The organism is Salipaludibacillus keqinensis (genome assembly GCF_003226325.1).
GTDB classification, from domain to species: domain Bacteria; phylum Bacillota; class Bacilli; order Bacillales; family Salisediminibacteriaceae; genus Salipaludibacillus; species Salipaludibacillus keqinensis.
On record NZ_PDOD01000002.1, the window covers coordinates 416487 to 435074 of the forward strand.

The following is an 18588-nucleotide window of genomic DNA, read 5'->3' on the forward strand; positions in this document are numbered from 1 at the left end:
AAAGGAAAAGAAGAGACCAACGCTGGCCTCTCCCTTGGTTCCTTCTAGTTTAATCGTTGTCAATTCGATTATCAAACTTCCCTCGCATAGCAGAAAATGCTGTAATCGAAATCCATAAAGCAAAGACAAAGTTAATCGCACCAAATACAAATAGAAGCATATTTGAATTCGTTCCCCACCATGACCACGTAAAAGTGACCTGTTGGAAAAGGGCATACATCGTCATAAATAACAAGAAGATCATCGGTATGAACGTGTAAATATAGTTTCTACCTAATCGCTTGAGCCATAATGAGATCAGTAATAAACTTATCCCTGCTAATAGCTGATTCGACGTACCAAACAATGGCCACAGTAAGTAACCTCCTGAACCAAATCCTTGAGGCCCTTCAGGAATCAGAACAAGCGCTGCCGTAGAACCTACTGCAACCGTCGTTGCTACATGTGTTTTCGTGAGAGCTGGAATATTATACTCTGTACCTAGTTCAGAAATAATATAACGCATCAAACGAACGGCTGTATCAAGCGTCGTTGCAGCAAAACTAACAACAATAATCGATACGATAGTTGTAGCCACTCCTTGAGGAATTAATAAGCCTTGCGCAAGTGCTCCAGCACCTTCTACAAAGTTCCCTAGTCCAATAGCATTGGCATCAGCAAAACTTCCATATGCCCCTAAAAACTCATCGGCATTGGCGAAGAGTGTGACAACAGCGAGGATGGATACTAAGGCTAGGACCCCTTCCCCGACAGCACCAAAATAACCGACAAAACGAGCATCTGTTTCTTTATTTAATTGCTTCGACGTTGTTCCTGATGAGACAAGTCCGTGAAATCCTGAAATGGCCCCACAAGCAATCGTTATAAACAATAACGGTAGCCAGGACGTATCCGCTCCAGGATTCGTTGCTGGTGCCGTGATCTGTGGATTTGTTAAAAATAACCCTAAATAAAGAATGGCTAACCCGACAACTAGTTGATGCGAGTTAATAAAATCTCGCGGTTGAAGTAGTTTCCAAACAGGAAGGGTTGATGCGACATAGACATAGGCTAGTAAAATAGCAATCCATATGAAGAAAGCAGTCGCTACAGCACCAAGTCCAAAGAGACCTGCCGCTTCTTCCCCACCCATATATCGGACTAAGTCAATTTGCAAAAATTCATTTTGCGCCGAGAATATCGCCGTTGCATACATCACAGCTAACGCAATTAATGAAGGGACAAGCATCTTAATATTACGTTTATAAACGGCATATCCAATCCATATTGCTAACGGAATTTGAATAAATACCGGTAGGACACTAGCTGGATAGGTTATGAATAAGTTCGCAATTACCCATGCAAAAACGGCATTCACCATCAAAACTAAAATGAGAATAATAAATAAAAATAAGATCTTTCCCCGTTGACCAATTAGCTTGTTCGCTAAAGTTCCAATCGACTGACCTTTATTCCGGACAGAAATAACAAGAGTTCCAAAGTCGTGAACCCCGGCCGCAAAAACGGTACCCAGTACGACCCATAGAACAGCCGGAAGCCATCCCCAATAAACAGCAATGGCAGGACCTAATATCGGTGCAGCACCTGCAACAGAAGTAAAGTGGTGACCCCACAATACAAATTTGTTTGTTGGTACAAAGTCGACGCCATCTTTGTACTTGTGAGCAGGTGTCACGTAATTAGGATCAAGTCGAAAAATCTTTTCAGCAATAAACTTCGAATAAAAACGATACCCTAAAGCAAATATTACTAGACCTAATATGGCTACCAAAATAGCTGACATATCCTTCTACCTCCCACTATTCTCTTTTTTTGTTTGGCTCGTTTCCCTCCTCGAAAAATAATATTGTAAGCGCTTTAATCTTATTCCTGTTCCATTGTACCAAAGATTCTGAATTTGTAAATAATTTGGACGATTTCTGTAATCATTGTGTAAATAAATCACTTTGAGTAATCACTTTGAGAACCCTTTTCCAACAGTGATTCTGATTTCAGCATAGAACCAAGTCGATAAACCAGGTTATCGGTAGAAACTGAGAGAGCAAGAATGAAAAGTAGTCGATAAACCAGGTTATCGGTAGAAACTGAGAGAACAAGAGTGAAAAGAAGTCGATAAACTAGTTTATCGGTAGAAACCGAGAGAGCAAGAGTGAAAAGACGTCGATTAACCAGTTTATCGGTAGAAACTTAGAGAACAAGAGTGAAAAGAGGTCGATAAACTAGTTTATCGGTAGAAACGGACAGAACAAGAGTGAAAAGAAGTCAATAAACCAATTTATCGGTAGAAACGGACAGAACAAGAGTGAAAAGAAGTCGATAAACCAATTTATCGGTAGAAAACGAGAGAGCAAGAGTGAAAAGTAGTCGATAAACTAGTTTACGGACAACCTAAACAGGAGTGGTGAAGCAATAAGTAAATACAGTAAAAGAAAATGGCTCTCTACTATTGATGCATCCTCTGGATATGCTTTTAGCTATTCTGCCTTATAAGTTTAATGGAAAATCTCATATTTAAAAGGAGAGACCACAATGGCTTATGATTTCAGTAAATCACTCGAAGCAGCTATACTTGGCCCACAAACAGGTAAATAACAAAAATGGAAATAAATAAAGTGTCTCCAACTGCCAAGTTGAAGCCATATCTCGATTTTTTTACTCTTTCTATACTATAATTAAACAGGCAATCATATAAACCAAATACAAATAAAACAACAGAAACAATAACCACAAAAATGTTCGCCGTGATCAATACTGCAAGAATATAAAACAACCATCTACGAAAAAAATTAAACAGTAAGCTAAAAAACATCAATGCGATGGCATTTGGATTAATTTCTAAGTCACTTTCCGCCTCTACTTCACCGAGTCCTTTTTTAATATCTTTGTAGTCTTTTATGTAGCTAATATTAATCCACAATAGTAGAAAACAATAAATGACGATAAAAATTTCTTCATTATTTCTAACAAGCTCAGGCAAAAATGAACAACTCCCACAGCAGTTTAAGCGCGTGGCTCTCCGAGCGCTTACTCATTCTCTATAATTGAAATACTTCTTTAATTTTCTTCGCCACTTCTTCTGCACTCAAGTTTGAATTGTTTATTTTGATGTAGTTTGAATATGTTATTTCTCCTTCAAACGAATTTAATCTGTATTTTCCATGGAGTTTTTCAAGTCACCTTCAGACCATTCGATATTCCTTTTTGATGGCTTATGTTCAAGTCTGTTAGAACTTTTATTTCGCTCAAGTCTTTCTTCTAAATCTGCCTCGAGCTCCACATAGTAGACAGTCCCTCCTCTAGACTCGAACAACTGAGCCAATTGATTAACATAATCCCAGTCCTCCTTTAGATTAAATGCCCAAACGTAAGTGAAGATCATTCCATAAAGATTGCTCTTTGAAAATTCTTCAAATATCTCTTGACGAAACAAGTTAATTAATCTCTGTCCTGCTTCAGAGCCGTAATCAAAGAACTGAGTAACCAAATCTATCGTCATATGATTATGAAAAAGTTTCAATCCTGTTGCTTTAGCTAACTCTTGTCCAACTGTCATTTTACCAACCGCTTGGGGTCCAAATACAAGAACACATTTCATAAGCTCTCTCCTTTATTTCTGAATACCTTTTGGTTATTTTAACATAAATTGACATTCTTTCTTCACATAAATAAAAGGTTCGTCTGAAAATAATAGACGAACCTACCTTACTTAAGATTTTACCTTTCAATCTAGATAAAATGTTCAGACGGTTTAAACGATATTCTATGAGGACTACATTAATAGATTAATCTTCTTTATCCCTCATCTCTTATTGCCATAAAGTCACGGGGTGACAAACATTCTGATTCTATAACGATAGCCGTCATGCCAGTCTCAGTTCCAGTTTCGTGGTTCTCGCCTTGATCCCAGTAAACTGCTTGACCCTTTTTCACATTGATTAATGACGAGCCATTACTTCTAACCCAGCCTTCACCTTCAACGATAAGTAATAATTGAGAGACAGTGGCTTCGTGTAGACCTATTAAGCCTTTAGCCTCTAGATGCATACAACTTATTTGAGCAGGGTTTTCCGTTTTTATGATACGTGACATGACAAAGTCAGACTGAAAATGAGTAACTTTCTTTCCAACCCCTTGATCGAACCTGAAGATTTCCAAACTTACTCCCCCTTATGAATATTCTCTAATCAAACACACAAACTTTTTGTGGATTTCTCATGAATTCAAAAAGCATTTGTATTTGAGCCTCTGTATTCCTTTTGGTAGATAGTTTTGGCAATTTATTTTCAGAAAAAAACTTTACTCCTTTTGTTTCAATCCCGCTTTTTGCATGACCGCCAACGAGCTCGCATTGAATAAAGATTTTGTAATAATGGTATGGCTGAGGAATTTGAGAGTGCTTCTCCATATCTAATAAAGCAACCAATTTCTTAGCGTCTACGCGATAACCAGATTCCTCTTTAATCTCTTTAACGATATTTTCAGATGGAGACAAGCCGACATCGCAGAAACCACCAGGTAGCGACCATTTATCATCATGTTTTTCCTTCACCATTAAGATTTTGTCTTCCTTAAACACCGCTCCCCGAACATCCACTTTAGGCGTTTGGTAGCCTGTTTCGTTCATAAACAACTCAGGAATTTTTTTCATTGGTAGATTCGTATGTTCAGCTATAATTTCAGCACTAATCTTCCGTAATTCTTTGTATCTTTCAATATCATATTTGTCTTTAGAAAACGCCAGCCCGGATTGCGAGAGCGCTTGAATCCTTTTTGCCCAATCTAACCATTGATAACTCATATATGTCCACCTTTTCTAACTCATTTAGTTAGTACCACGACTCTATTTTTCGCAAGTCACGAGAAGCTTATCGCTACACCTTCACGAACTCTTCTTTCAATACCCCCATAAGGATAGAATCATGATATTCACCATTGTAAAAGAGTGCCCCTCTAATAGTCCCTTCTTGCTTAAATCCTAGTTTTTCATATGCCTTCATGCCCCTTTTGTTGTATGAAAAGACATCTAAACCGACTCTGTACAAATTCAGCATTTGAAAGCCGTATTCGAGAAGTGAGGACATTGCCTCAGTTCCCAACCCTTTGCCCCACATGTTTTGCTCGAAAATCCCAATGCGGACGATGGCATTTCGATTTTGGTGATCAATATCCATCATAGCGATGTCGCCAATGGGCTGATCATTTTCCTGTAAGCAGATGATTAAATCGATTCTACTGCTATCAGATGCAATCGTCTCAAAGTGCTTTTGAACAGCAGAGCGAGTGAACACAGCTTTGGTACCAGTTAGTCGCCTAAATTCACTATCCCAAAGTGATTGAAAGAAGAACGCATCCACATCTTTGTCCTCGATTGGTCTAAGATAGACTCGTTTATTTTCTAAAAATTTTATCGGTTTGTATTGTTCCATGGTGATACATACTCCTCTCAGATTGTTAATCTATTGAACGTGTTTCTCTTTGCAATTGATCGACTAATTCTTCTATCGTGCCTATAATTTGTTGGACTTCAGGTAAGTGATAGAAGGTACTGGTCGTTTCGAAGTGATTGATGTCGTCGTTCGGAGAGTATAGATAGACCTTGATTCCTTGGGCAATGGCCATCCCTAATTCTATATGAGTCCCTTTTCCACCGGGCAACAGTACGACAATAAAATCCGACTCTAATACTGCTGTTTTCTCTTTCACTCCTAGATCTATTAATTGTTCTTTTGTGGTCGCTCTGTCGTTTTTCGTCCAATCATATGTATGAATAAAGCCTTTTTCCTTTAATTTGTTACTCACGAATTTCACTTGTTGCTTGTTTTTAAAACTAGAAGCAATATAAAATTTCATAAACTCTCTCCCCCTTTATCGTTGATGAAAAAACTTCGCTCTGACCGGATCAAAGAGGAAGTGAACCATGATGGTCAATACAGCCCCCGCGACTAAGAACCATATATTATTCGTCCAGATTCCAACAGTAACTGAAATAATTGCGATGCTTAACTTGACGATGTTTTTAACCATAATGCTCGTCTCCTTCACATTTCTTTAAGTCTCAAGACTTTCATTTCATGACCCAAAAGTCATATTTATCAATAGTATGAATGAATACTCACTAATCAACAAGCTGATTTCTTAGATCTTTGAAGATAACCGGACGTTTACCATCCAAAAAAACTGTTCCTTCGTAGATTTCAGTTTAAACGATTTTTCTTTCCTGAAAAGTGAAAACACGGAATGATCTAGCCCCCTTATTTTTGATGGAATAGACAGGCACTGGAGAGATCTATATTCATAGCTTATGGATGAATCTTAGTTGGCTATGACGTCATAATAGGATTTGACGATTCTATTTTTTCATGGTTTACTTTATTTCTGATATAATCATTTTGTTCCACTGCTATCCTCTCCTAATAACCTCCTGTCGAACGTTTTTGGTCAAATGAGGAGTTTACAGTTATTTTGAGAAGTTGGTAAGTGGTCTTTTTTATTTTATAGAATGAAGCTCCAAATCTATAGCTTGCATGAATAGAGGGAGGATATCTATGGATATTCGGTTGCAAAAAATTATAAAAAAACTACTGGAAGTAAAGGAACCCATTACAAGTTCAGAACTTGCTGCCAGTTTACTGGTTAGTTCCAAGACGGTTAGAAATGATATTAAAGTATTAAACCAGCAATTAAAGGTAATAGATGCCAGAATAGAATCGTACCGTGGGAAGGGATATCAACTTTTCACTGAAAATAATAAAGGGATTCAAGAATTCCTTGAAAATCATAGTGATATAAAGCGCGAAGATATCCCCTCTAAACATGAGGAACGAGTACGTTTTTTAATGGAGAGGCTTTTATTCAATTCAGATTATATAAAAGTAGAGGATTTAGCAGATACACTCTATATAAGTCGGTCAACCCTTCAAAACGAGTTAAAAACCATTCGCGAAATCTTAAAAAAGTATCATTTGAACATAGAACAGAAACCTCATTATGGGATAAGGGTCATTGGAAATGAAGCACAAATACGATTCTGTATTTCCGAATATATTTTTAATCAAAAATCAACTTTTGCAGGTAATTCTGAAGATTGGCTTCAGATTTTGCCAAACGAAGAGTTGAAAACCATTCAAGATATCACATTAGCTAAACTACGGGAACATAAAACGATGATTTCAGATATAAGTTTACAAAATTTAATCACACATATTGCCATAGCTTGTAAACGGATTCGAGAAGATTATTCTATACAAATGGTTCAAGACGAGATGTTAGAATTGGAAAAACAGGAAAAATATAAAGTTGCAACTGAGATTGTCAGGGATATAGAGTCCAGTCTTAAAGTGAAATTTTCAAAATATGAAGTTGCTTATGTAACCATTCATTTGCAAGGAACAAAATTAGCTAATTCCAACCTCAAAAATGAAGAGGTTACATCGCTAATTAATGATGAAATTACAGATGTGGTTACGGAAATGATTAAGAGAATTGATGATAAGTTTAACCTTCACATACATCAAGACGAGGATTTGCCAGTAGAATTAAGTTTACACTTAAAGCCAGCTATAAACCGGTATAAATACAATATGAATATAAGAAATCCCATGTTAGAAGATATTAAGGCAAAGTATCCACTCTCATTTGAAGCTGCTCTAATTGGAAAAGAAGTATTATCAGAGAAATTAAATATAAAAATAGACGAAAATGAGGTTGGTTACTTAGCCCTTCACATAGAAGTAGCACAAGAGCGGCAAAAGAAAAATACGGAGTATGTTCCCCGTTGTTTAATTGTTTGTGCATCAGGATTGGGTAGTGCCCAACTTCTGAAGTATAAACTTCAGACGACATTTGGAGATCAGTTAATCATTATGGGGACGACAGAATACCATAATTTATCAAACCAATCCCTTCATAACATAGATTTTATTATTAGTACGATTCCAATCCGAGAGGAAATGCCGATACCTGTAAAGACAGTGAGTACAATTTTAAGCGATACCGATCTAATAAACTTAGAGAAAGTGATATCACAAGAAAATTTCACCGTTGAAACCTATTTAAGAGAAGAGTACACCTTTTTGAATAAGGATTTTCAACATCATGAAGAAGTTATCAAGTTCATTTGTAATAAGTTAACAGAGGCTGACGAAGTTGATGATACTTATCTGGATTCAGTTCTAAAACGGGAGAATTATTCACCAACAAGTTTTGGGAACTTGGTGGCCATCCCTCACCCCCTTGACCCGCAAACTGATGACACATTCTGGTCGATTATAACGTTAAAAAAACCGATACTATGGATAGATAAGCCTGTACAATTCGTTGTCCTATTGAATATTGCCAAAAACAATCAAGCAAACTTAAAACCAATGTATACTTCGCTGATGCAACTACTAGATGATCGGAACAAAGTGACTGGCTTTTTACAATGCAAAACGTTTGATCAATTAAAAAGTCTTATAAAGAACATGGAATAGTGATTTATTTCTATTCTCTGTTCTTTTATTTTTTAGAAATGCATGGCAAGAAGAGATTTAGACAAATTTGAATGGGTTGATCCTTTCATAATTCACAAGTCAACTAAGAAGCAGATGGATATACATGCCATCTGCTTTTTGTGTCATTTTGTGTCTATTTGTGTCTTTTTCCGTTGACAACGGAAAAAGGTTCTCTACAAACGAAACCGCTTTCGTTGTAAATTAAGAATATAGAAACAAGGAACACATTCGAGTTAGAGACGAATCTGGAACGTGGATCAAACATGAAGGAACCTTTTTTATAAAAAATGGAAGCGGTTCACCACCACTAAAATGGATTCAATTCAGAATCGCAATAACCAAATAGTTCCTTGTGGCAGACAGCCCTGCCTATCAAAATTGAACTTTGCGCTGAAGCAATATTGTAAATGGTTCTAAGCAAGAGATTGCAGTCAATGGCAAGACATTTTAGAAACAAGCAACAAAAAAATGAACTAAACAATGGAGGAATTAAAATGAAACAAGCTTTAATTATTTGTGCAGCTGGTATGTCATCTTCTTTAATGGCAAAGAAAACAACAGAGTATTTTAATAGCAAAGGAAACGATATTAAAGTAGACGCAGTTTCTACTAGTGAAGGAACTCAGAAGATTGAAGATGGTGAGTTTGATTTGTTTTTAATAAGTCCACAAACAAAAATGTATTATGACAAACTCAAAAAAACTGGTGATCGAGTTGGTAAGCCGGTTATCAACATCCCACCACAAGCATACGTTCCGATTCCGATGGGGATTGAAAAATTAGCAAACGTAATCTTAGAAGAACTTCCAAGTGAATAATTTTTTTGAATAAAGTTCTATAACGAGAAGCGTTTATACCTGGGGGGATTAAACCTTGCGTTTAATCCCTCTAACTACTTTTGTATAAGAATATACCAACATGTTAAGAGGAGATGTACATAACTATGGAGCAGGAAAAAATTCAAACGGTAGCATTTGAGATTATTTTACACAGCGGATCAGCAAGAACGATGATCCACGAGGCATTTAACATGATGAGAAATAATGAATTCAGAAATGCTGAAGAAAAGTTAGAAGAAGCGAATAAAGAAATCGTGTTAGCTCATAAATCGCAAACAGAATTATTAAAGCAGTATTCTTCTGGAGAAACCATCACAATGGAAATCATCATGGTTCATGCACAAGATCATCTTATGACTGTTATGACACTGAAAGATATTGCTTCAGAAATGATCCATCTATATGAAAAAGTCGAAAATAAGTGAGGGATTAGGTATGAAGAACGATGAAAGAACAGTTGAAAAAAATAAAAAAGAATTAAGTTTGAAATCGATGTACTTTAATCGATATTTACTAGTCAGATATGTTTCAGCCTTCTTCTTTTTTACGAATCTATACTGGTTCGTTTCATTATTAATGAGTCAATCAGCGCTATTTCTTGTTCCTTTGACTTTACTTGTTGTCTTGATAATTAGTATCGCAGAACAAGTAAAGATGTATAGCGATCATACAAATAACCCTAAATATACAAGGTACTGTTTTCAAACCTTGTTGGGGACAAATGTATTACTCATTTTACCAGTTTCTTTTTCATCGTCTTTCACACACTTATACCCCTTTCTTATAGATGAAACAAGGTCTAAACTATTAATCTTCTTTATATTGATAACTGGAATCTTATTAAGCAAGCACATTCTTAATCGATTAAATCAAATAAGACATAATGAAGACAAACATTATAAACGTATCAAACAATATGAAGAAGTTATTAATTAAACAGAAGTGAGGTATTAAAATGGCTTCCGAAAACAAACTATTTGGTCTTATGGAAAAATATCTAATGGGACCCTTAAGCAAAATAGCAGCTTTGCGTTTTGTACGTGCGATTATGGCCGCAGGGATGGCTTCCATTCCTTTCGTAATCGTAGGTTCCATGTTTCTAGTGTTGAACGTATTGCCGCAGACTTTCACATTTTTAGAAGGCTTTTTTAATAATACGTTTTTTAGAATCAGTGATTTGTATATGATAGCGAATACGGCAACCATGGGGATATTAGCGTTGTACTTTGGTCTCGTAGTAGGCTATGAATATACTAAAATAAATGCTGAAGAAGATGGAATAAATCTCAACCCGTTAAATGGTGCTTTATTATCTATGTTTGCTTTGTTTATGACAGTCCCTCAATTAGGGTTTAATAATGGACAAATCTCACTTGTGGAACAAATGGATGATGGTGGCACAATTATTAATGGCTGGGAAATGGTTGGTAGTGGTGTGAGCCGTTTAGGTTCTACAGGAATATTCTCCGGGATCATTATGGCTGTTTTAGCTGTACAGCTATACAGACTTTGTGTGAAAAAGAATTGGGTTATCAAAATGCCTGATGCAGTTCCCGAAGGTGTATCGAGATCATTTACAGCGTTAATTCCAGCATTTTTAGTTGCTGTTGTTGTTATAATCATTAACGGTGTTCTCGTTTCGTTAGGTACAGATGTATACGAAGTCATAGCTATTCCATTTGGATTTGTTACTAATATTACAGATTCGTGGTTAGGTGTACTAGTTATTTACTTTTTAATCCACGCACTTTGGATTGTGGGAATCCATGGATTCAATGTGATTTGGGTTGGATTTTTAACACCAGTGATTCTTTCAAATATGCAAGCAAACGCGGATGGCGCAAATATTCCACTTGCGGGCGAGTTCAACAATGCTTTCGTTATTATTGGTGGTTCTGGTGCGACGTTAGGTTTAGTCATATTTATTGCCTTTCTAGCTAAATCTCAACAATTAAAAGTGTTAGGGAAAGCATCGCTTGTTCCTGGTGTTTTCAATATTAACGAACCATTGATTTTTGGGTTACCTATTGTATACAACCCTTTCTTGGCTATTCCGTTCTTTTTAGCACCAATGGTTACAGCATCCTTAGCTTATTGGGCAATTAAACTTCAAATTGTACAACCTGTTATTGCACAAATGCCATGGCCTTCTCCGATAGGAATAGGTGCATTCATTAGTACAGGAGGTAGCATTTTAGCCGTAGGCATGGCAATCGCTTCTGCAATTATTGCCTTTGCCATTTGGTTCCCATTTATTAAAATGTACGATCAGAAGTTAGTTAAGCAAGAAAAAGGTGAAGGTGATATTATTTAACCGTGGCGACGGTTCTTGTGGTCAAAGTACTTAGCATCCACGCAGCATGGCCCAACGGATTAGGACGAATACGTTAGAAATCAAGAGGAAAATAGTATGCCTATATTAGAAGGGTGCCCCAAAAGATTCTACTTTTGGGACACCCTTCTCTCTTTATTTGTTTTAAGTTGAACTTAGTGACAGCCGCAAACCCCTTCCACCCACAATAGCATCAGCTTGTTTCACGAAAGGCACCTTTTTGATTGAGTACATTTTCGCAATCATAGGAACATACAGTCCAACGTTTATCGGCAATTCGTACAAATAGTAGGAGTTTTTTCTCCACGATATGTTTCATTCATTTTTTTCCCGCATGATGAGCATATCTTTGTGTTTTCCATCGTTCCTGAATACGAACCATAATTTTCATAATGAACATCTGATGCTTTTCGTAAAATATAAAAAAACACGAAAATGATTATTGCAATAATCATAATTTGAATTAGAATTTGTAAAACCTCCCGTGAGCACAAAATGTATTTTACACATCAACTTTTATGTTAGCTTACTTAGACCCTATCCCTCATGTATTTCAAGTAAATCAAGGCGTTAATCAAATAACCCCCCTGACTATTTCTGTTTGTAAGTTTCAAACCACTCTGCCACTTCACTGGTGTATTCAACGAAAAAGTCATGAAGACTGTGATCCCCTTCTTCATAGCTGACCAACTTAGTCTCCTGTCCTTCTTCTTTTAGTGCTTCATAAAGCTGCAAAGACTGCTGGAAAGGGACCGCTTCATCCTCCTCGCCATGAATCAACAATAGTGGCACATTGATGTCTACCACCCATTCCATAGCTGATCGCCTCTCATATTCTTCAGGCACTTCTGCTGGGTGTCCTACTAATTCCACAAGCATCTGTCTCATGGCCAGTCCCCGTGCTTCATATGCTCCCATCAAGTCGGAAACTCCGCCAAGCGTAGCCGCTGCCTGGACAGGCATACCCTCCTGGATAGCCCGGTAAGTCATGAGGCCTCCACGAGAGAAACCGAACATAAAGATTTCATCTTCAGCGGCAAACTCAATTCCCCTTGCCACATGCTCTAGCTGAAGCACATCATTCACATCATCTCCGCCAAACTCATCTACCCCTTCACTATTGCCACCTTCACGGTACTGACTGGAAATGACTGTATACCCCTGATCGGCCCAAAATGCCTCATAGTGAGCCAACCACTCTTCTTCTATCTCCCCATAGTCCCGGTTTCCACCACGATTAATAATCAGAGTAGGATACTTTTCTCCCTCATCACCAGGGCTTACCACGTAGCCTTCAATTAAGTAATCATCACTTTTATAGACGATTTCCCAGGCCAACACATCGTAATCCGTTGAAAAATCCGACAGTTCTTCTTTTTCTATCAGTACCTCTTCTACCTCATCAGAACATGCAGATACTAAAAATACTATTGCTAATAAACTCAATATTTTCATCATGCCCTTCACTCCTTCGGTATACATATACGCACACTTGTGTAAAGGGTTTCATTATAGTGAATAAGTAGCATATGCCTTCATTGTTTGCAGCGATTATCAATTTATGAAGTTCACACTCTCAATTTAAACTTTTGCTTTAAAATATAATCAATAGAAAAGAATATAAAAGCAAAGATTGAAAAAAGTAATGTAGCATAATTGAAAAAGATCTCGCTGAATGTTAGTTGTGTGAAGGGAATGGATTCAATAATAACTCCATACGGTAGGATAAATGCCATTCCAAATAAAATATGAAGCGCAAGAGAAATAACATTCGAGTATTTTTTCACCTTGAAACTTATCCTATCCGAAATGACAGATGAAATGATTCCGTAAATGAAAACAATAGGTACTACGTGAATCGAATATGCTAAAATTCCTATTACCCAACCTCCATCCTCAGATGGAACAGGCTCAACTATATTTAGAATTAGAACTGCAAGTATTGAAGTATATACAGCGACCATAATCTTTCTCATTCCGTCACCTCCAATAGCAAATACAATAAATATGACAACAATTAAAGATAAAATAAAAAATGCATAATACATGAATTCCTCCTCATTAGTTGAATATAATAGAACTTCCTATTTTTAAAACTCACGAATACAGAGAATGTAAAAAACACAAATATTACAATCCCAACACCAAACAAAAGATTAATAATCTCCACCATTAACCCAACTTCCTGTTAATTGTTTATCAAGTTTTATAATTTCTAAATCTACTATTGTTAGCAAAATAATTATTACCATATGGCTTTTTAATCTTACAACTCTGCAAAATACATGTGAGCGAAATACTCTATTTCATGATCATTCCGTAAAATTTTCACAATACTTTCTACACACTTTGTGGACAGTATTCCGTTTTCATAAAAATGATAAGCATAATTGGCTGCTGTTTCTCTTATTTCCAATTTAGAATGTTGAAGCAGTTTAATTAAACTCTGCTCAATAAACTGCTTTTGCTCAGTGGCATTTGATGAAAGGTAATCTAGTGCGTAGGCAATTTCTAATTCATTATTAGCTGAAAATGTATCGTTGATTTCAGGTATTGTCCATTGACGTTGTATGTCGTCTGTATACTCCTCTTCAAATTCAGTGGTTTGTTCATATAGCCCATTTAGAAAGGTGTCAAAGTTTGGGGCTAATTCAATCATCTGTTCTTCATCAACATCAATTAAAATAACAGGTGGCTCGGTTTTCCTACTCCTATAATCAAGTGCAATCCATGAATGTCCATCTCCTGATATTAGTACCACATTCTCAGGTAAATCCCATTCTTTAATTAAATACTCACTATCTAATATTCCTTTTTCCTTACCCAATCCTATTCCAAAAATATGGTCAACATTAATATGGTCATCAGCCCAAGATGTTGGTGTATCTAAACGGTGTGCATTAAATTTGATGTAACCACCATTTTGTTGTTTCAAGATATTTATATAAGATTTTGGTAACGAAACCTTCAGTTTTTCTTCTGCTATTTCTATTATCTTATCTGTTAACGGTTCTAATTTGCCATAGTCATTCTCTTCTTGCCAAATGTTTTCCACAATAAACTCACTCCCAATAAGATTAATAAATACTCTCTATCATATTGCGATCCCTTCTAACAAACCCCTATACTTGAAGAACAACCATCTTCTAATTTAACCTTAACATTTATTTCCTTTTTAATTGGATAAGAAAAGAGCATTCCTAGTTGAAGAAATGCTCTCAGTTAGTTCAATACCATTTTACTGTATTGTTGTTACGTTTTTAGATAAATTCCCTTCTTGAATCCAATTTTTTATCTATTTATTAAAGAAAACAGGGTTAACTAAACTAATTCCGTGACCTACTTTTGGAATCATTATCCCAGTGCAATTAGAGTTATATGAAATAAATCTACCTCAGATTTTTTCATTACTGCTTTTTCTTTAACTCCAACAGTAACCAATATTTTACCTTTAGCTTTATTAAAATTTTCGGGTATTTTAAATGACATATTTTCTTCTAATATTCTAATCAGTGTATCTGATTTCATATGATTACTTTCATAGTGATTATAAAATAAGTAAGCAGCATAACAAATCATTTTTCCAATAAGTTTTTTCAAAAAGGCTCCATTTTCCTCCTAATAAGCTAAACAACCTTCCAATTATAAAACCCATCATGCCACCTTGAATGCTTAGGAATTATCCATCGAACCCTCAGAAAAAGAGAACTCCCTGCTCACTCATCCCAGGGAGTTCTCTTCATGTTATTTATTTCTATTGTTCTTTTGTAAAACTTTCAATCCAGTTTCCATATCAGACGCCAGAATATAGTTTCTATGGGCGAAAACTCCCCAAATGTTCGATTTTTCCGGCACATAAGCGCCAATTTCCTCAGGAGTGGACGGGTCGGTTATATCGACTATCCTTACACCGTCGAAATAATGGGATAAAAAGAGAGTGTTACCTTGGACTTTAGGGTCGTGGACGGTAAATCCAGGGTACCCTGTGGTCTTATTTGCCGCGTTATCCGTCTGGAAGGTACTCAGCAACTTAGGATCTGATTTATCTTTAATATCATAAATTCTTACATAGCCAAATCCTTGTTCGTAGCCATGGCGGGTTGGGTTAAATACTTCTCTTGTTTCAATTAGCACGTTCCCTCCCTTGGCCAAAGCCGCAGAATGCGCAGCCCCTTGAACGTCTTGTTCAAAAGAGGTGCGCCCAACATATTCCGGATCTTCAGGGTTGCTGATATCCAGAATAACTGTCCCCATGTCCCATGCAGATAAGTAGGCGTATTTCCCTGTCGTATCAGCAATAACACTGTGGACACTGATTGAACGTGTCTGGCCATGTTCATCTGCAAACCGGTAGTTACTGTCCACGTTCGGAATCACAGTAGCCGGGTCAAACTGGAACAGCTCTTCAGGCTCAGCCGGATTACTGACATCCACAATGGTAAAGTCGTGGATGGCTCCCCCTGATCTGCGGTAAGAGCCGGAATTGGCAGCAAGCAGCAACGCGCGGTTCCCCTGGGTTGTTAAATAAAGTTCGTGAGTACCGCCGCCGTTAAGGTGTGCTTCAGGCGTTTCCCAGAAGCCTAATTCAACTGGATTTTCAGGATTTGTAACATCATAAATAACCGTACCGACTTTTTCAGCGTCCCCATTAAACCTTTGAACACTGACTACTGCTAAATCACCCTTGAAGTGAGGGGTGTTCACAGACTTTACAATGATTTTTTCCTGCCATGTTCCGGGAAGGTTGTCTGCAAACTTAGCGACTTCTACAGGGTTTGAAGGATCTTTCATATCAAAAACGCGAATGCCCTCATTTGACCCGGAGCCGAGGCGGTGGGTCCCCATATAGGCATATCCTTTATGTGCGTAAACATCAGCGCCTGTAACAGGCAGTCCGCTGTCTGAATCCTGCAGAGGAACAGCGGCTGATTCATTTAAGTATTTAAAATTTTTACTTCCTTCCATAATCGGAATTTCATTCATGCCTTCGTCGCCAAATCGGTAACTGCTTCCATCTTCATATTCATAGTCGCCTTTTCCCAGCCCGTCTATATCACACGCCATCACTGGAGTGGCAAATACTAAAGCTGCCATCGTCGTTACTGAGTAAATTTTTAATTTATTTTTCAACTGATTTCCTCCTGAAATATATTTTTTAAGCGGTGGCGCTTAACTGCTTGTCCACAGTTTGCAGACAGAAAATAATTAATTTGAATAATTAAATAATTTATTCCGTAACCTTTTTCTTAAAAAGCTGGCAGTGAGTGAATCCGCGCCTCCTTTCCTACATTAGCTTTAACGTCCGGAGGCCAGACACCTACTATTATTATTTTGAAAAACTACCTTTGTTTAATAGCAGCATTACTATTATTTTTTTGGATTACTTTTAAACCTGATTGCATATCTGAGGCTAAAATATAGTTCCGGTCCACAAATACACCCCAAATATCTGCATTTTTCGGTACATAGGATCCGATTTCTTCAGGATTAGACGGATCAGTGATATCTACCATTCTTACACCATCCGAATAATGAGATAAATATAATGTATTACCTAAAATTTTAGGGTCGTGAACAGTATAACGTCCTGCTGCTCTTTCCCCTGGTTTTATTTGTTCGACGGAATTAAAAGAGCGATAGTCACCAATTAACACTGGGTTGCTTTTGTCTTTAATATCATAAATACGGACGTAACCCCATCCCCTTTCAAACTCTGGATCGGCAGGGTCAGGATTAAATACCTCTCTGTTTTCAATCAGAATCGTCCCGCCTTTCGCTAAAGCTGCAGAATGTGCGGCGCCTTGGACGTTTCTTTCAAAGCTCGTTCTGCCGACAAATTCTGGTTCTTCAGGGGTGGAAATATCGAAAATTAAAGTTCCCATATCCCAGAAGGAAACATAGGCAAACTTTCCAGTCGTATCAGTAATCACGCTGTGAGCAAACGATCTTCTCGTCACATCATTTTTATCTTTAAAAGAGACGCCTGTATATGTTTCTTCTAACTCAGCAGGATCCCACTCAAAAATCACTTCAGGGCTGGCTGGATTGGTTACGTCAAGAATGGTAAAATCTTGATATTCTCCCCCAGTAAAATGGTTTGCGTTAGGGTTTGCCGTTAGTAACAACGTACGGTTACCTTGTGTTGTTAAGTAGAGTTCATGAGTTCCAGTTACTGATTCAGGAAGCTCCCAGTAACCAAGTTTTTTTGGATTAAGCGGGTCGCTCACGTCATATAACAAGGTTCCTCCTCCAACGGTATTTCTGCTCCATTGCTGGACTGAGACTGCAGCCAGATCACCTTTAAAATATGGCGTATTAACTGATTTAACAACTACTTTTTCCTGCCATGTACCTGGTAAATCATCTGCAAAAGCGGAAACTTCAATTGGATTTGATGGATCCTTTAAATCAAATACCCGCACACCGGAAGCGTTATGCGCTTTGGTAGCCACGTAAGCAAAGCCTTTGTGAGCATAAAGATCAGCCGTTCTATTATTCACTCCATCAAGCCCGTCCCACGGAACATCTGCTACTTCAACTAAATTCTTTAAATTTTTACTCCCTGTTATCGTCGTAACTGTATTAATTTCCCGGCCTTCTTCAATCTCTTCCTGCCATTTACCATCATCGCCTCCCAGCTCATCATGAGCAAAAATAAAGGATGGCCCTATCAGTATAAAGCTCAAAGTCCCCGCTAGTATTGATGCTTTTTTCATTCACTTACCTCCTGAATTATTTATTTAACAATCTGAGATATACTCTATTAACACTGTGAATACCTTCTTTATTTGGAAAAATAATCAAAAGTCCCGTGTCATTTTTTATACAACAGGGCTATAGAAGGGTGGATTTAGTGTAAATTAATAGAAAGACTCGGGATAAACTGTAGTTATCAGCGAATAAAAGTGTCTTACTTTCTTTCCTC

At 37.2% G+C, this 18588-nt stretch carries 17 protein-coding genes and 2 pseudogenes; 5 read left to right on the top strand and 14 right to left on the bottom strand.

What is annotated here, in order from left to right; translation table 11 throughout:
• Positions 1-49: 49 nt before the first annotated feature.
• The 8 genes and pseudogenes from CR194_RS09245 to CR194_RS20255 all read right to left on the bottom strand — a co-directional run bounded on the left by CR194_RS09245 (position 50) and on the right by CR194_RS20255 (position 6024).
• Positions 50-1783 (bottom strand): carbon starvation CstA family protein, encoded by a 1734-nt coding sequence (locus tag CR194_RS09245; protein WP_110609391.1) that lies wholly within the window; start codon positions 1781-1783, stop codon positions 50-52.
• A gap of 780 nt (positions 1784-2563) precedes the next feature.
• Positions 2564-2977, bottom strand: a complete 414-nt coding sequence (locus CR194_RS09250) for a hypothetical protein (RefSeq protein WP_110609392.1) — start codon at positions 2975-2977, stop codon at positions 2564-2566.
• Between the two features lie 58 nt (positions 2978-3035).
• A pseudogene (locus tag CR194_RS09255) lies at positions 3036-3595 on the bottom strand (AAA family ATPase).
• A gap of 197 nt (positions 3596-3792) precedes the next feature.
• Positions 3793-4155 carry a cupin gene (locus CR194_RS09260; RefSeq protein ID WP_110609393.1) on the bottom strand — a complete coding sequence of 121 codons (363 nt, stop codon included), beginning with the start codon at positions 4153-4155 and terminating at the stop codon, positions 3793-3795.
• A 25-nt stretch (positions 4156-4180) separates the two neighbouring features.
• Positions 4181-4798: an NUDIX hydrolase gene (locus CR194_RS09265; protein ID WP_110609394.1), complete on the bottom strand. Its 618-nt coding sequence runs from the start codon at positions 4796-4798 to the stop codon at positions 4181-4183.
• A 73-nt stretch (positions 4799-4871) separates the two neighbouring features.
• On the bottom strand, positions 4872-5426 hold the full coding sequence (locus CR194_RS09270) for a GNAT family N-acetyltransferase (protein WP_110609395.1): 555 nt from the start codon (positions 5424-5426) through the stop codon (positions 4872-4874).
• Positions 5427-5451: 25 nt separating this feature from the next.
• On the bottom strand, positions 5452-5850 hold the full coding sequence (locus tag CR194_RS09275; RefSeq protein ID WP_110609396.1) for a nucleoside 2-deoxyribosyltransferase: 399 nt from the start codon (positions 5848-5850) through the stop codon (positions 5452-5454).
• Between the two features lie 15 nt (positions 5851-5865).
• Positions 5866-6024: a hypothetical protein gene (locus CR194_RS20255; protein WP_158282219.1), complete on the bottom strand. Its 159-nt coding sequence runs from the start codon at positions 6022-6024 to the stop codon at positions 5866-5868.
• Between the two features lie 521 nt (positions 6025-6545).
• On the opposite strand from CR194_RS20255, the gene CR194_RS09280 reads away from it, so the two are divergent.
• The 5 genes from CR194_RS09280 (at position 6546) to celB (ending at position 11645) form a co-directional block, all read left to right on the top strand.
• Entirely contained in the window at positions 6546-8471 is a 1926-nt protein-coding gene (locus CR194_RS09280; RefSeq protein WP_158282220.1) for a BglG family transcription antiterminator, read from the top strand.
• A gap of 455 nt (positions 8472-8926) precedes the next feature.
• Positions 8927-9310, top strand: a complete 384-nt coding sequence (locus CR194_RS09285; protein ID WP_233254292.1) for a PTS cellobiose transporter subunit IIB — start codon at positions 8927-8929, stop codon at positions 9308-9310.
• A 125-nt stretch (positions 9311-9435) separates the two neighbouring features.
• The gene (locus CR194_RS09290; protein ID WP_110609398.1) at positions 9436-9756 is read left to right on the top strand and encodes a PTS cellobiose transporter subunit IIA; all 321 of its coding nucleotides are present in this window, start codon (positions 9436-9438) and stop codon (positions 9754-9756) included.
• Entirely contained in the window at positions 9734-10267 is a 534-nt protein-coding gene (locus CR194_RS09295; protein ID WP_233254293.1) for a hypothetical protein, read from the top strand. Before CR194_RS09290 ends, CR194_RS09295 begins: the two co-directional genes overlap by 23 nt.
• Before the next feature lie 19 nt (positions 10268-10286).
• Positions 10287-11645 (top strand): PTS cellobiose transporter subunit IIC, encoded by a 1359-nt coding sequence (gene celB / locus CR194_RS09300; RefSeq protein WP_110609400.1) that lies wholly within the window; start codon positions 10287-10289, stop codon positions 11643-11645.
• Between the two features lie 609 nt (positions 11646-12254).
• On the opposite strand, the gene CR194_RS09310 is transcribed toward celB, so the two are convergent.
• The 6 genes and pseudogenes from CR194_RS09310 to CR194_RS09335 all read right to left on the bottom strand — a co-directional run bounded on the left by CR194_RS09310 (position 12255) and on the right by CR194_RS09335 (position 18379).
• Positions 12255-13121, bottom strand: a complete 867-nt coding sequence (locus CR194_RS09310; protein WP_158282221.1) for an alpha/beta hydrolase family protein — start codon at positions 13119-13121, stop codon at positions 12255-12257.
• Between the two features lie 110 nt (positions 13122-13231).
• Positions 13232-13711 carry a hypothetical protein gene (locus tag CR194_RS09315; protein WP_110609403.1) on the bottom strand — a complete coding sequence of 160 codons (480 nt, stop codon included), beginning with the start codon at positions 13709-13711 and terminating at the stop codon, positions 13232-13234.
• Positions 13712-14247: 536 nt separating this feature from the next.
• Positions 14248-14721: pseudogene (locus CR194_RS20795) on the bottom strand (SMI1/KNR4 family protein); the annotation flags it as partial.
• 296 nt (positions 14722-15017) lie between these two features.
• A complete protein-coding gene (locus CR194_RS09325; protein ID WP_199228153.1) occupies positions 15018-15263 on the bottom strand; it encodes a hypothetical protein in 246 nt (81 codons plus the stop codon).
• A gap of 144 nt (positions 15264-15407) precedes the next feature.
• Positions 15408-16757 carry an LVIVD repeat-containing protein gene (locus tag CR194_RS09330; protein ID WP_110609959.1) on the bottom strand — a complete coding sequence of 450 codons (1350 nt, stop codon included), beginning with the start codon at positions 16755-16757 and terminating at the stop codon, positions 15408-15410.
• 245 nt (positions 16758-17002) lie between these two features.
• The gene (locus tag CR194_RS09335; RefSeq protein WP_110609405.1) at positions 17003-18379 is read right to left on the bottom strand and encodes an LVIVD repeat-containing protein; all 1377 of its coding nucleotides are present in this window, start codon (positions 18377-18379) and stop codon (positions 17003-17005) included.
• Positions 18380-18588: the final 209 nt, after the last annotated feature.